This is a genomic window from Curtobacterium oceanosedimentum, from assembly GCF_020297365.1.
Lineage (GTDB): Bacteria > Actinomycetota > Actinomycetes > Actinomycetales > Microbacteriaceae > Curtobacterium.
In genome coordinates this window covers 23279-37138 of record NZ_JAIXIG010000034.1, presented here as the reverse complement: position 1 = coordinate 37138, position 13860 = coordinate 23279, and the positions used below count along the sequence as shown (strand labels likewise).

The following is a 13860-nucleotide window of genomic DNA, read 5'->3' as shown; positions in this document are numbered from 1 at the left end:
CGCCGGCACCGCAGCCCGTGACCGAGGGGGTGTCCGCGGCGTCATCGCCCGGCACCCGCTCGCGTCCTTCTTCACCATGGCGCTCGGCCTCAGCTGGCTCGCGTGGGTGCCCTACATCCTGTCCCCGCACGGCATGGGCGTGTGGGACATCCACTTCCCCGAGGTCCTGGGCACCGCACAGTTCACGGGCGTGCTGCCCGGGGCGCTGCTCGGCCCGTTGGGCAGCGCGTTCATCGTCACCGCGGTCGCCGACGGACGGCCCGGGCTCCGACGCTGGGTCGGCCGGCTGTTCCGCTGGCGGGTCGCCTGGTACTGGTACGCACTGGCGCTCGTCGTGGTGCCGGCCCTGATCGTCGTGTCCGCGCTGCCCTTCGCCGGCGGCGACGTGCGGGCCCCCTCGGCCCTGGCCTTCGCCATGCTCGTGCCCGGACTCATCATCCAGCTGTTCTCGACCGGCCTGAGCGAGGAGCCCGGCTGGCGCGACTTCGCCCTGCCCCGCCTGCAGCACCGCTTCGGCGGCCTCGGCGCGGCCGCGATCCTCGGTCCGATCTGGGCGCTCTGGCACATGCCGCTGTACTTCAGCGACTGGGGTGGCTGGCCGAACGCGCACTGGAGCGAGCCCGTCGTGTTCGCCCTGTTCACCATCACCTTCAACGTCGTGATGATCCAGGTCTTCAACAAGACCCGTGAGAGCCTGCCGCTCGCCCTGCTGCTGCACGTCGGCGTGAACAACACGATCTCGACGCTGTTCCCCGAGATGTACCCGAGCATGACCGCCGGCACGCTGATGATCGGTCTGACGATCATGTCGACGATCGCCGCCGCGGTGCTCCTCGTCGCGACCCGTGGCCGCCTGGGCTACGACCCGGCCCGACGCGCCCTGCCCCTCGACGCCCCGGTCCCCGGTGACGCCCGTCTCGTAGGATCCAACGATGGCACCCGCTGAGCAGGACACGCTGCGCACCCCGAGCGCGCAGCGTCCGCAGCAGCCCGCGCAACCGACCGCGCAGCGCGACCGACGTGTCGACGTGTTCGTCGCCCTCGGCACGGCGGTCGTCGCCCTCGGCCTGCTGCTCGGGCTGCCGCCCCTGGACGCGGCCGAACCCGACGGCACGTCGATCATCACGACGTACCCGGCGGTCGCCAGCTGGCCGTGGACCGTGCTGGCCCTCGGGCTGCTGGCCCAGTCGGCCGCCCTGCTCGCCGCCCGGCGGGCACCCCGCACCGTGCTCGTCGTGGTCGCGGCCCTGCCGGTGGTGGTGGCCGCGACCGCCCCGCAGGTGGTCGAGCTCTTCGGCCTGACCGCCCTGCCGGTGGTCGTCGCCGTCGTGCTCGCGACGCTCCGCGTCCCGCTCGCCCGGCTCTGGCCGGCGATCCTGGCCGCGGCGGTCGGCGTCACCGTCGGCGACGCGATCCAGGTCGCGGTCGCCGGCGGTGCGTTCCGCGGGGACGTCGCCGAGGGCCTCGCCGGCGCCCTCGGCCACGGCGTGCTGCAGGCGATCGGCGCCGTCGGCCTGCCGCTCCTGGTCACCCTGCTCGTCCAGTCCCGTCGCGAGGTCCGCTCCGCCCGCACCGCCGAGGCCAGCGCCGTCGACCGTGAGCAGGACGCCCTGGTCGACGCCGCGGTGTCCCGCGAGCGTGCCGCGATGGCCCGCGAGCTGCACGACATCGCCGCCCACCACCTGTCCGGCATCGCACTCATGGCCGCGGTGATCGACCGGCAGATCGACGCCGACCCGGAGCGTGCCCACGAGGGCGCCCGGCAGGTCCGCGAGCAGAGCACCGCCGTGCTCGAGGACCTCCGCCGCCTGGTCGGCCTGCTCCGCGACGACGCCCCGGCCGAACGCGCCGTCGAGACCGTCGCCGGGATCGTCGACCTGACCGAGCGCGCGCGGTTCCGCAGCGACGTGCGGCTCGAGGTCCTCGCCGGGGAGCGCGCGCTGGCCGACGGTGTCGGCCCGCTCGCGCAGCTCGCCGCGTACCGCACCGTCCAGGAGGCCCTGGCCAACGCCGCCCTGCACGCTCCGTCCGCACCGTGCACCGTCACCATCGACGACCGCGACGCGACCCACCTGGTGATCCGGGTGGAGAACGCACCGGCCGCCGTCCCGGCCGCCGGGACCTCACCGTCGGGCGGCAACGGCCTGCGGGGGATGCGCGAGCGGGCGGACCTGGTCGGGGCGCGCCTCCAGACCGGTCCCACCGCCACCGGCGGGTGGCTGGTGGAGCTGGCGCTCGGCCGGGAGGCACCTGCCGCACCCGCGCAGGCCGACGACGGCACCGGGGTGGTCGCGTGATCCGCGTGCTGGTCGCGGACGACCAGCCCCTGGTCCGCGCCGGGGTGTCCGCGCTCCTCGGCGCGGAGCCGGACATCGAGGTGGTCGGCGTGGCCGCCGACGGCGGCGAGGCGCTCGCGCTGGCGCGCGCGACGCGGCCCGACGTCGCCTGCCTGGACATCCGGATGCCGGTGATGAACGGCATCGAACTCGCGCGGATCTTCTGCGCGCCGGACGCCGACCCGGCGATCCCGGCGCTCATGCTGACGACGTTCGACCTGGACGACTACGTGTTCGGGGCGCTCGAGGCCGGCGCCTCCGGCTTCCTGCTCAAGGACGCCGAGCCGGACACCATCGTCGACGCCGTGCGGCAGGTCGCCGCCGGCAACGGCACGCTCGACCAGGCCCTGACCCGGCGGGTACTGCGCGAGTTCGTCTCGCGGCGGAGCCTGCAGCCCGTCTCCGGCGACCGGGCCGACGGCGTGCTCACCGCCCGCGAGCGCGAGGTGCTCCTGCTGCTCGCGCAGGGGATGTCGAACGAGGAGATCGCCGCGGCCCTGGTGCTCGAGGTGTCGACGGTCAAGTCGCACCTGGCGCGGATGCTGCCGAAGCTCGGGGTGCGGTCGCGGCTGCAGGCCGTGGTGTGGGCGTACCAGAACCGGATCGTGACGGTGCCGAAGCAGCCGTAGCGGCTCCGGTGTCAGCCGGCGGGCTGCGGTGTGCGCTCGCGGGCTGCGGCGTCAGCCGGCGGGTCGCGGCTCGGCGGCGCCGGGGGCGACGAGCTCCCAGAGGTCGTCGTCCTCGGTGGGGGAGAGGTAGAGCCGGAAGGTGCCCTCGGCGGCGAGGGGGTCGCCCTCGGGGTACTCGACCGGTTCGCCACTCGTCTCGCACTGGCCCGAGGTGCTGATGAGCTGGATGGTGTCGCCCGGGGTGACGGCATCGCCCTTCGTGACGTCCGTGACCGTCGCCTCGTACACCTCGTAGATGCCCTGGGGTTCCACGGTGCGGTCGGTCTTGGTGACGTCGGCGTCGACGACCAGGTCGGCGGCGTCGCGGCGTTCGGCGGGGGTCTCCAGCTCGATCCGTGCGGCGCACGCGACGGACGTCAGCCCCCTGCCCCCGTCGGCAGGCTGCACGCGGCTCTCGCCGTCACAGCCCGTCAGGGTGCCGCCGAGCACGACGACGAGTGCCACGACCGGTGCGATCCGTCCCCACTGCATGGGGCGAGTATGACTCACGGTGCGCGCGGGTGCTAGCCCGCAGCGCCCTTGGCGCCCTCCGCGGCGATGTGGATCGCCTGCTGCATACGGACCGAGACCTTCTTGGACATCCCGACCGTCGGGTGGACGCCGTCGACCGTGCGCGAGGACGGCCACCCGCCGTCGAGCCGCCGGTCGGCCGCCCACGGGTCGACGAACATCCAGCCACGCGTGAGCGCGTGGTTCTGCAGGTCGCGGTTGAGGATCTCCCCCTGCTTGCGCCGGTCGATCTTCTTCTTGCTGTACTTCGTGATGTTGGACGGCGCGATCGCTGCGAGCACGACGTGGTCGGCCCCGACGTTCTTCGCGATCTTGTCGATGTTCAGCAGGATCGACTTCGTGCTGTAGCCGTACCGCAGGTCGTTGGTGCCCGCCATCACGACCAGCACGTCTGCTTCCTTCGGCGACGATCGGGCCAGGATGCGCGCGGACGTGGCGCCTCCGATCGCGACCCCTCCGGCGCTGACGAGGGTCGGGTCGTTCATCTGCCGCATCCAGGAGGCCGGCATACCGGTCAGCGAGTCGCCGGCGTAGGTGTACGTCAAGGCGGTCGGCGTCGGCGTCGGCGTCGGCGTGGGTGCGGTGGTGGGGCTCGGGGTCGGCGCGACCGTGGGGTCGGTCGTGGGCGTCGGCGCGGGGGCGTCGGGCGAGGACGTCGGAACCGCTGTGGGCTCGCCCGCCGAGGGCCCGCTCGGCGAGGGCACCGGCACGGTCGTCCCGGTCCCCTCCACTGCGGTCGCGGTGTTCGGGAGGGCGGCGAGCAGCGTGGTGGCGAGGACCACGACGGAGGCTGCGGCGGCGATGACGGGCAGGCGGGAGGGGCGCTGGTGCTGAGGCAACGTGAGCTTTCGTTTCGGGTACGATCTCGGCCAACACTAGCCACTCCCTGACGCGTCACCGTCCCCCCAGACCTGGGGATGGCGCGGGATTCCGAAACCCAGAGTGAGCGCGATCGCGGCGCCGGTTGTCCAGGCAGCGCGCCGTCCCGTTCGGGGGGCTGCGGAGCGAACGGCCAGCCTGGTGGAGTAGATGCATGCACATCGAGACGGCGCCGGGCGCACCTGCCGACGACCCCTCCCTGCGCGGACAGGTCATCCACGGGATGATCACCGCGCTGCGGACCCGCCCCCTGCACGAGGTCACGCCCGCCGTGGTCGCAGCCGAGGCCGGCGTGTCCACCGACGTCGTCGAGCACACGTTCCCGAGCTGGGACGGGCTGCTGCTCGCCACCATCGACCGGTGGAACGAGGACCGGACGCTCCCGCTCATGCCGCTGGCCGAGCAGTACGGGACCATCGGGTTCCTGCGCGCGATCGTCTCGGCCAACGTCGCCGACCCGTCGCTCATGCGCTTCCTGACGGCGACGCTCAACATCGCCGCGTCGCCCGAGCACCCGCTCGCACCGATGCTGCACGCCCGGTGGCGTCGGTTCCACGCATTCGTGCAGCACGCCCTGGAGCGTGACGTCATGCTCGGGCGCGAGCCCCGCACGATGGAGCCCGCGCGTGGTTCGGAGCAGCTGCTCGCGACCTACGAGGGGCTGCAGCTGCAGTCGATGGTGCGACCCGAGATGGACCTGCTCGAGGCGTTCGACCGAGCGGTGACGCGGTTGCGCGAAGGTTGGTCACGCGCCTACGTGCCGCCCGTCTGGGAGCTCGACCTGGCCGTCTGACCCCGAGGCCACCCCGGCCCGCCGACCTGTCGCATCACCCACCTGCTGGGTCACGGGCCCGTCGGGGTGCCAGCACGTCGCCAGGCCGGCAGGCCGCTCGCCGGCTTGTCGGCCCCCACAGACCGAGGACGCTAGGGCCGTCCGAGGGCAGGCGCTCACCGCCTGCACGCGCCGCCGCACGATTCGGGTTCGAGCGGCGGCGCGTACCACTCTTCCGTACGAGCGGTCGTCGTCGTCGTCGTCGCCGTCAGTCGGCGTGGGTGGCGAGCTGTCGCTCCGCGTCCACCTCGACCGGCTGCCGACGGACCGCGACGACCGTCACGTCGTCGTCGTGCGGGACCTCGTCGGCGCGGGCCGACAGCGCGAGCACGACGGCGTGCGGGTCCCGCCCCGCGCGGGCGATCTCGGCGACCGCCCGGATCGTGTGGTCCAGGTCGTCGTACAGGTCGAGCACGCCGTCACTGAACGACACGAGCAGGTCACCCGGTTCGAGGGTGCCCTCGGTCGTCGCCCACTCCTCGCGGATGCCCAGGCCCAACGGCATGTCGCCGGAGCGGAGCCGCTCGACGTGTCCGTCGGCGCGCAGGACCAGGCTCAACCCGTGCCCGGCGTCGGCCCAGCGGAAGGAGCCGTCGTCGGAGATCCGTGCGTGGAAGAGCGTCGTGAAGGCGAGGTCCGGTCCGACGCCCTCGGCGGTCAGGCCGTCGGAGGCACGCTTCAGGGCCTCGCCCGGGTCGTCGACCGTCCGGGCGCTCCGCAGGGTCGAGCGGACCGCCGCGGCGATCAGGCCGGCGCCGACGCCCTTGCCCATCACGTCGCCGAGGCTCACCGCGACACCGTCCGGCGTGGCGTACCAGTCGAAGAAGTCCCCGCCGACGCTCCGGGCGGGCAGGCAGGCGCCGGCGACGACGACGTCCTGGGTGATGCGGCCGGTCGTCGTCGGGAGCAGGGAGCGCTGCACCGCTGCTGCCCGGTCGATCTCGGCGCGGACCTTGCCCTCACGGTCCTGCGCGACGCGGACGCTCCGCCGGGCCCGTCGCGCGAGTTCGTGCACCACGACCGCGACCGTCCCGAACACCGCGACCGTGATCGTGAGCCGGGCGAGCTCGCTCACCTCGGGAGCGTCGTCCGGCGTCAGCGCGTACGGAGCGAGGATCACGGCGGCCACGCCCAGGAGCGAGAAGACCACGTTGCGGCGTCCCTCGAGCGACGACCACCACACCACGGGGAGCACCACGAGCGAGGTGAAGACCGAGGCGCCTGAGCCGGTACCGGTGCGCAGCAGGGCGATCGTCACGAAGTCCAGGCACAGCAGCAGCGGGACCAGTGCACCGGCACGGGGCAGGACGAGCGGGACCGCACTCGACACGGTGACGACGGCCGTCCCCACGAGGCTCGCCAGGAAGAGCTCCGCCGAGGTGATCTCGAGCGTCGGCACGACCACCGTGAGCACAGCCGACAGCACCAGCAGGCCGCTGATCGGAGCCTGACGGACGAGAGGGGATTCGACGATGCTGGTTGGGCGAGTCATGCTCAGTGCAGGCTAGTGGTCCGAGCCTGCGGAAGTCCGTCGCGGCCTCGATCTGGGGGAGACTCGCCCGTTCACCGCGGCCAGGTCGCGACGACCGCGACCGCGTTGAACAGCACGTGCGCCAGGACCGCGCCGCCGATGCGGTCGGTCATCGCGACGAGCGTGCCGGTGAGGACACCGAGCAGGAACGTCGTCACGAACACCTGGAACCCGCCGAGCGTCGTGCCGCCGGCGCCGAGCAGCAGGTGCAGCAGCGCGAACAGGAAGGCCGTGACCAGCACGGCGAGGAACCGCGTGCGTGGCGTCAGCTCGGCGGCGAGTCGGCGCTGGAACAGCCCGCGGAACACCACTTCCTCGAGCACCGGGCTCACGACGACGATGCCGACCGCAGAGACGAGCAGCAGCCCGACGTCCGGTGGCCCGAGCGTCGGCGCGGGGACCAGCCCGGTCGATCCCGTGAACGCGATCGACAGGACGACGTCCACCGCACGGCAGACGATGACGATGCCGATCGCGAAGACCACGATGCCCAGGTCGAGACGCAGCCGCGAGACCACGGCGGCACGCGAGGTCCGACGGAGCACGACGGCGGCTGCGATGCCGAGCGGCAGCCACACGGCGACGTCTGCTGCGAGCACCTGCACGACCGGTGACGGGATCCCGCCGGCCCGGGTGACCTGTCCGACGATCCGGGTCAGGACCACGGCGACCCCGAGCGCGACGAGGATGACGATGAGGTCCCGCTGCCGCCGCGCACTGGGCGCAGTGGTGGTCGAGTCCGGCTCGGAGCGCATGGGGCCACCGTAGAGGACACCGTGCGCCGGATGGCGACGCCCCCCGAGGAGTGCTCGTTCCTGTGGCACTATTTGTATGCCGTGCGCTGGGAGTACCCCGGGGCGCCTGTGTCGGGATCACGGGGACGGTTGGGATCGGGGAAGGCAAAGGCGTGGACCTCCGCGACTACATCACGGTGCTCCGCAAGGGATGGGTACTGATCGTCGTACTCGCCCTGGTGGGAGTGGCCGCAGCCGCAGGGTTCTCCCTGCTCAAGAAGCCGGTCTACTCGGCATCGGCGCAGGTCTTCGTCTCGACGGAGACGTCCGGCAGCGCGAGCGACCTGGCCCAGGGCAACACGTTCACCCAGCAGCGTGTGCTGACCTACTCGAACCTGGTGTCGACGCCGATCGTGCTGCTGCCGGTCATCTCGTCGCTCGGGCTCGACATGAACGCCGACCAGCTCGCGACCATGGTGTCGGCGACGGCGCCGACGAGCACCACCCTCATCTCCATCTCGGTGGAGGGCACCGACCCCGTGCAGGCCGCGAACATCGCGAACGCCACCTCGCAGAGCCTGACGAACGTCGTGCAGGACATCGAGGCCACCGACGCGAGCGGCAAGAGCACGGTCAAGCTCACCCGCGTGAAGCAGGCCGACGTGCCGAGCAGCCCCGTCAGTCCGAACGTGCCCGTCAACGTCGCGCTCGGACTGCTCGTCGGGCTCGCCCTGGGCATCGGGATCGCCGTGCTCCGCGAGACCCTGGACAACCGGGTGCGCACCGAGCTCGACGTCGAGAAGATCAGCGACAAGCCGGTCGTCGGCGGGATCGCCTTCGACGCCAAGGCCGCCGAACGCCCGCTCATCGTGCAGGTCGACCCGCGCAGCCCCCGCGCGGAGTCCTTCCGCACGCTCCGCACCAACGTGCAGTTCCTGGACATCGGCAGCGGTGCCCGCACCTTCGTCATGACGTCGTCGATGCAGTCCGAGGGCAAGAGCACCACCGTCGCCAACCTGGCGATCGCCCTGGACAGCGCCGGGTTCCGCGTCATCCTGATCGACGCCGACCTGCGCCGCCCCCGCGTCGCCGAGTACATGGACGTCGAGAGCAACGCCGGTCTGACCGACGTCCTGATCGGCCGCGCCGACCTGGAGGACGTCGCCCACCCGTGGGGCCGGGGCAAGCTCGTCGTCCTGCCCGCCGGTCCGATCCCACCGAACCCGTCAGAGCTGCTCGGGTCGCGCGCCATGCAGGACCTGATCGAGCGGCTCGAGCAGCAGTTCGACTACGTGCTGTTCGACGCCCCGCCCCTGCTGCCGGTCACCGACGCCGCGATCCTGGCCAAGAAGGCCTCCGGTGCGATCATCGCGGTCGCCTCCGGGCAGACCCTCAAGGGCCAGCTCGCCGCCGCCATCGCATCGCTCGAGAACGTCGGCGCGCCGATCTCCGGGTTCGTCATCACCAAGATGCCGCTCAAGGGACCGGGCGCCTACGGCTACGGCCGCTACGGCTACGGGTACGGCTACGGTCAGGACGAGGACACCGCCTCGGTGCCGGTCCACTCGCCGAAGCGGGCGAGCAAGAAGCTCGGCGTGCTCCGCCGCGCCGGACGCTGAGCGGAGCCGCACACGATGAAGACCCGCCGGGGGACCCGGAGCCTCGGACGCGCACTGCCACGGACCACCCTCGTCCTGGTGGCCGTCGTCGTGGTGGTGCTGGTCGTCATCGATGTCGTGCTCGTCTCGCTGGCACTCGGCCGCACCGCGCCAGAGGAGAACGGACCCGCTGGTCCCATCCCCACCTTCACCCGGACACCCGACGCGACCGACTCGCCCCGACCGAGTGCGTCTGCTGACGCAGACGCCGCCGCCACTGCGCAGCAGGGCCGGCGCCTGTTGGCGGCCGTCGACGGACAGGAGGCGTGGCGTGCGTCCGGTGGGTCCTGCGGCGGCCCGCGGCCGGTGCTGGAACACTCCGTCGACGGCGGGGCGACGTGGGTTCCGGTGGAACTCGGGACGGACGTCGGATCGCTCATGGCGATCCGGGCCTCCAGTGCGGAACTCTCGGTCCTGGCAGGCGTCGGCGACGACTGCACCACGACGCCGCGCACCAGCACCGACGCCGGTGTGACGTGGGAAGCCGGGGCACCCGGCTCCGCCGGTGCCGGCATCAGTGCCGACGGTGTCGTGCTCGCGAGCGGGACGGTACAGGCACCGTGCGCCGACCCGATCGACGCGTTCCAGGGTGAGCAGACCTCGGTCGTCATCTGCGACGGCCAGCTCGAGTGGCGAACCGGCGAGGCAGCGTGGGTCGACGTCCCCATGGGCGGCGTGCGCTCGATCGGCGTCGACGGCGGCGAGTACACGCTCGCCCGCGTCGGTGCAGCGGCGTGCGACGGCGTGCAGATCGAGACCATGACCGCGTCGGACGTGACGCCCTCGTCGTCCACCACGCCGATCGGCTGCGCTGACGGCGCGGACACCGACGACACAGTGACCATCGACCGAGCCGGGCAGGACGTGTGGCTGTGGGACGGCGAGACCGTCCGGGTGTCGTCGGACGGTGGGGCGACGTGGTGACGGTCACCGAGCGGATGGCCCAGGCCGGCGACAGCTGGGAGAGCTCGTACTCCCGGCGCCTGGTCGTGACCGACACACTCGCACTCATCTGGGTGACGTTCGGCGTCCAGATCGCCTGGTTCGGTCTCGACAGCCGGCGCGTCGACGGGAGCATCCCCGATCTTGCGATCGGCTACACCGCGGTGTCGGTCTTCATCATCGTTGCGTGGCTCGTCGTGCTCGCGCTCTACGACACTCGGGATCCTCGGTACATCGGTGCCGGCTCCGGCGAGTACCGACGGATCGTCGACTCATCGATCCGCCTGTTCGCGTTCGTCGCGATCCTCGCGTACGGCTTCAAGATCGATCTCGCTCGGGGCTACATCTTCATCGCGTTCCCGCTCGGTGTGCTGCTGCTCTTGCTGACGCGTTGGATGTGGCGTCAGTGGCTCGGCGCCCAACGACGGAACGGGCGCTTCTCTGCGCTCGTGCTGCTCGTGGGTTCGGATGAGAGTGTCGAGTACATCAGCCGTGAGCTCGGGAAGCATCCGGAAGAGGGCTACCTGGTCGTCGGGGCGTGTGTGCCCAACGCCCCGATCGGGTCGACTCTTCGCGGCAGCGACATCCCGGTAGTGGGACGTATCCCCGACGCGCTCTCCGCACTCGCCACGACGGGCGCGGACACGGTCGCCGTGACGAGTTCCGACGAGCTCGGCGCCCGTGCTGTGCGTGAACTGAGCTGGGGGCTCGAGAGCGGCCGTCAGCACCTCGTCGTCGCTCCGAGCCTCACCGACATCAACGGCCCGCGCATCCACATGCGTCCTGTCGCCGGCCTCCCGCTCATGCACGTCGAGATGCCGCGGTACGAAGGTGCCACGCACTTCGCGAAACGAGCGTTCGACATCGTCGGATCGAGCTTGATGATCCTGGTCTTGTCCCCTCTGCTCGTCGCGATCGCCGTCGCCGTGCGCCTCAGCAGCGCGGGTCCCGTCCTCTACCGACAGCAGCGGATCGGACTCAACGGGAAGCCCTTCCACATGCTGAAGTTCCGTTCGATGCGGGTGGGAGCCGATGCCGAGCTCGCTGCGTTGCTCTCGGAGCAGGGTCGCGGTGGTGAGCCGCTGTTCAAGGTCGAGAACGACCCACGTGTCACTCCCGTGGGTCGGTTCCTCCGCAAGCACTCGCTCGACGAGTTCCCACAGCTGTTGAACGTCCTGATGGGCAGCATGAGTCTGGTGGGCCCACGTCCTCAGCGAGAAGGCGAAGTGGCGCTCTACGACAACGCAGCACGTCGGCGCCTGCTCCTCAAACCCGGCATGAGCGGGCTGTGGCAGGTCAGCGGACGTTCGAGTCTGTCGTGGGAGGACGCGATCCGCCTCGACTTGTTCTACGTGGAGAACTGGTCGGTGACGGGCGACGTCGTGATCCTGTGGAAGACCGTTCGAGCTGTGCTCGCGCCGGGCAAGGAAGCGTCATGAACTCGCTGCGGCAGGGGAACCCGAACACCGTGCTGGTCGTCGAGCAGAACCCCACGGGGCATCGCTTGTTCTACGTCCGCGTGCTCGCGGATGCGGCTCTCGCGACAGGGGCTCGTGTCGTCGTCCTCCTCGGGCCGGATCCGGCTCCTGAGCCGGAGCAGGTTCACCTGGCGTCCGTCATCGACAGTATCGAGGTGCTGCGGCGGCCGCTGATGAGCCTCGACGACGTCGCGCGGATCTCGCATGAGGTCGACGCGGATCGCGTCGTCATCCCCGACGCGGATCGCTTCGCTCTGCGGCTCGCAGTTCGACGCCAGTGGGCAGGCTCAGGGCGGCTGAGCCTGCTCATCATGCGCGAATCAGCGCAGCCCACGAGGTACCCGCTCGTGGACCGGCTGAAGACCCTGCTGAGGAGTACCGCGTTCAGCCGGGTGGCTCGTTTGCAGAACGTCGATCTTCGCGTGCTGAAGTCTGCTGGTTGGGCCGGAACTGCGCGGTTCCCGGTCGCGGTCGACCCCGTGGTCATCGCGTCGTCAGATCAGTCGGCCGCACACTTCCGCACGGAGTACGGGATGGACGGCGAGCGGTACTGGTTCGCAGTACTCGGAGCGATCTCTGCACGGAAGAACCTCGATCTCATCGTCGAAGCGCTCCGCAACGTGTCACTGCCATGGGGGCTCCTGGTCGCTGGCCAGCTGGACGAGGACATCACCGAGGAGCTTCGAGTCCGGCTCGGCTCGATGGTCTCCGAAGGTTCCGCCATCGTCCTCGATCGGCTCCTGACTGACGATGAACTCGACACCGCCGTCCGAGCTGCCGACTGCCTCGTCCTGGCGCACTCGAACGAAGGACCCAGTGGGCTCCTGGGGAAGGCCGCGGCATCCGGCACCCGGGTGGTGGCAGCAGGCGCTCAGAGCCTCAGACGCGACGTGATGGCGTTGGGAGGGCTCGGAGAATGGACACTCCTCGACGAAGCCGCCTTGGCCGCAGTCCTGCACCGCGCGACTCAGCAGCCACGACCCCGGGCGGTGCTGCCGGCGACGACGTCGGCATTCACCGACGCGCTCCTGTGAACGGCAGTCCGAGCATGGGCGAGCGGCCGATGGCGCACCAGGCGGTACTGCTCGCCGGGGCGACCGGGCTGTCCCAGGTGCTCGTCGCAGTCCTCTACCTCTTCGCAGCGCGCGGTGTGGGACCCGAGGCCTTCGGGTCCGTGGTCTCGGCGATCGCACTGGGGACCGCAGCAGCCGGGTTCATCGACTTCGGCACGAACAACCACTGGACCCGGGAACTCGCGCGCCAGGCCATCGGACGTGATGCCTTCGCCGCCCGCCTGTTCTCGAAGATCGCGATCACCGTCGCTCTCGGGGTGATCTGGACGGTCGTGCTGGGGGTCGCAGCGCCAGCCTCTCATCTCTGGCTCGCAGGCCCCGTCGCCGCAGCGCTCGTCGCCAACCAGGCCTACCAGGTGCCTCTCCGGAGTGCAGCACGGGGGGACCTGGTCGCGCTCGTCATCCTTTCCGACCGAGCCTCCGCCGCGGTGTTCTTCTTCGCGCTGCTGGCTGTCCAGGTGCCGTCGACCGTCGCGCTCTGGGTCGCACTCGCGGCGGGGTCGGTGCTCGCTAGCGCGATCGCCGGAGTGCTCGGACCAGATCGTCTCGGCCGTGTCCGTCTGCGACTGGTGAACCCCTGGGTCGGGGCCCGGTACTTCGGGATCACCGTGGTCGCGACGAGTGCGCAGTCCCTGGACCTCGCACTGCTGTCGGGCGTCAGTGGGAGCGCGGCCTCGGGCGTCTACGGTGCGGTCAGCCGGTGGACCCAGCCCATGAGCTTGTTGGCTGCCGCCTTCTCATCAGCGCTCGCACCGTACGCGGCGAGGAGCCCGGACCTCAGGGCCGCCTGGAGCGAACTTCGTCGGGCCCTCTGGATGCCGGTTGCCGCGATCGGACTCGCAGTCGCGGTCTTCTTCGCGGCGCCGCTCGTCGTCGACGTGCTTCTCGGCGACGACTACGCAGGCTCCGCAGGGGTGCTCCGGCTGCTCGCGCTGGTCGTGATCCCGTCGATCATCTGTCAGCCGCTCGTCGTGATCCTGCAGGCGTTCGGACGTGATCGGTACGTTGCACTCATCATGGTGATCGCCGCGATCGCGCAACTCGTCCTGGTTCTCGTGCTGGGTCACGCGAGTGGTGCCCTCGGAGCGGCTCAGGCCGCGCTGGTCTCCCAGCTGCTCATCCTCGTCGCCCTGATCCTGGGAGTCCTGCACTTCAGGAACAGTTCCTCGAAGGCAGGACGGCCATGACGGGGACCGTG

At 71.1% G+C, this 13860-nt stretch carries 13 protein-coding genes; 9 read left to right on the top strand and 4 right to left on the bottom strand.

Annotated elements, in window-relative coordinates:
- The 3 genes from LEL83_RS14140 to LEL83_RS14130 all read left to right on the top strand — a co-directional run.
- Nucleotides 1-946: CPBP family intramembrane glutamic endopeptidase (locus tag LEL83_RS14140; RefSeq protein ID WP_225559289.1), on the top strand; the 946-nt coding region annotated here is incomplete at its 5' end.
- A complete protein-coding gene (locus LEL83_RS14135; RefSeq protein ID WP_225559288.1) occupies nucleotides 933-2297 on the top strand; it encodes a sensor histidine kinase in 1365 nt (454 codons plus the stop codon). The genes LEL83_RS14140 and LEL83_RS14135, both read left to right, overlap by 14 nt.
- On the top strand, nucleotides 2294-2965 hold the full coding sequence (locus tag LEL83_RS14130; protein ID WP_225559287.1) for a response regulator: 672 nt from the start codon (nucleotides 2294-2296) through the stop codon (nucleotides 2963-2965). The genes LEL83_RS14135 and LEL83_RS14130 overlap by 4 nt, the downstream gene beginning before the upstream one ends.
- Nucleotides 2966-3016: 51 nt before the next feature.
- Here the strand turns inward: LEL83_RS14130 and LEL83_RS14125 are convergent, their stop codons facing one another.
- Both LEL83_RS14125 and LEL83_RS14120 read right to left on the bottom strand, forming a co-directional pair.
- Nucleotides 3017-3496, bottom strand: a complete 480-nt coding sequence (locus tag LEL83_RS14125; protein WP_225559286.1) for a hypothetical protein — start codon at nucleotides 3494-3496, stop codon at nucleotides 3017-3019.
- 32 nt (nucleotides 3497-3528) lie between these two features.
- Nucleotides 3529-4374 carry an SGNH/GDSL hydrolase family protein gene (locus LEL83_RS14120; protein WP_225559285.1) on the bottom strand — a complete coding sequence of 282 codons (846 nt, stop codon included), beginning with the start codon at nucleotides 4372-4374 and terminating at the stop codon, nucleotides 3529-3531.
- A 194-nt stretch (nucleotides 4375-4568) separates the two neighbouring features.
- Between LEL83_RS14120 and LEL83_RS14115 the strand changes: the two genes are divergently transcribed.
- Nucleotides 4569-5207, top strand: a complete 639-nt coding sequence (locus LEL83_RS14115) for a TetR/AcrR family transcriptional regulator (protein ID WP_198657634.1) — start codon at nucleotides 4569-4571, stop codon at nucleotides 5205-5207.
- A gap of 247 nt (nucleotides 5208-5454) precedes the next feature.
- Here the strand turns inward: LEL83_RS14115 and LEL83_RS14110 are convergent, their stop codons facing one another.
- Nucleotides 5455-6738 (bottom strand): PP2C family protein-serine/threonine phosphatase, encoded by a 1284-nt coding sequence (locus tag LEL83_RS14110; RefSeq protein ID WP_225559284.1) that lies wholly within the window; start codon nucleotides 6736-6738, stop codon nucleotides 5455-5457.
- Between the two features lie 71 nt (nucleotides 6739-6809).
- On the bottom strand, nucleotides 6810-7532 hold the full coding sequence (locus tag LEL83_RS14105; protein ID WP_225559283.1) for a CPBP family intramembrane glutamic endopeptidase: 723 nt from the start codon (nucleotides 7530-7532) through the stop codon (nucleotides 6810-6812).
- Nucleotides 7533-7684: 152 nt separating this feature from the next.
- Here LEL83_RS14105 and LEL83_RS14100 point away from each other — a divergent pair, with 152 nt between their 5' ends.
- From LEL83_RS14100 to LEL83_RS16325, 5 genes are all read left to right on the top strand, one after another.
- Nucleotides 7685-9130, top strand: coding sequence for a tyrosine-protein kinase domain-containing protein (locus LEL83_RS14100; protein WP_198657637.1), 1446 nt, complete (start codon nucleotides 7685-7687; stop codon nucleotides 9128-9130).
- Between the two features lie 78 nt (nucleotides 9131-9208).
- Nucleotides 9209-10093: a beta propeller repeat protein gene (locus LEL83_RS14095; RefSeq protein WP_225559282.1), complete on the top strand. Its 885-nt coding sequence runs from the start codon at nucleotides 9209-9211 to the stop codon at nucleotides 10091-10093.
- Nucleotides 10087-11550 (top strand): sugar transferase, encoded by a 1464-nt coding sequence (locus tag LEL83_RS14090; RefSeq protein ID WP_225559281.1) that lies wholly within the window; start codon nucleotides 10087-10089, stop codon nucleotides 11548-11550. Before LEL83_RS14095 ends, LEL83_RS14090 begins: the two co-directional genes overlap by 7 nt.
- Entirely contained in the window at nucleotides 11547-12623 is a 1077-nt protein-coding gene (locus LEL83_RS14085; RefSeq protein ID WP_225559280.1) for a glycosyltransferase, read from the top strand. Before LEL83_RS14090 ends, LEL83_RS14085 begins: the two co-directional genes overlap by 4 nt.
- On the top strand, nucleotides 12620-13849 hold the full coding sequence (locus LEL83_RS16325; RefSeq protein ID WP_225559279.1) for a lipopolysaccharide biosynthesis protein: 1230 nt from the start codon (nucleotides 12620-12622) through the stop codon (nucleotides 13847-13849). The genes LEL83_RS14085 and LEL83_RS16325 overlap by 4 nt, the downstream gene beginning before the upstream one ends.
- The last annotated feature ends 11 nt before the right edge of the window (nucleotides 13850-13860 follow it).

Coding starts and splice junctions, on each gene's coding strand:
- LEL83_RS14135 (WP_225559288.1), top strand. CDS start 933: ATGGCACCCGCTGAGCAGGACACGCTGCGCACCCCGAGCGCGCAGCGT.
- LEL83_RS14125 (WP_225559286.1), bottom strand. CDS start 3,496: ATGCAGTGGGGACGGATCGCACCGGTCGTGGCACTCGTCGTCGTGCTC.
- LEL83_RS14115 (WP_198657634.1), top strand. CDS start 4,569: ATGCACATCGAGACGGCGCCGGGCGCACCTGCCGACGACCCCTCCCTG.
- LEL83_RS14110 (WP_225559284.1), bottom strand. CDS start 6,738: ATGACTCGCCCAACCAGCATCGTCGAATCCCCTCTCGTCCGTCAGGCT.
- LEL83_RS14105 (WP_225559283.1), bottom strand. CDS start 7,532: ATGCGCTCCGAGCCGGACTCGACCACCACTGCGCCCAGTGCGCGGCGG.
- LEL83_RS14085 (WP_225559280.1), top strand. CDS start 11,547: ATGAACTCGCTGCGGCAGGGGAACCCGAACACCGTGCTGGTCGTCGAG.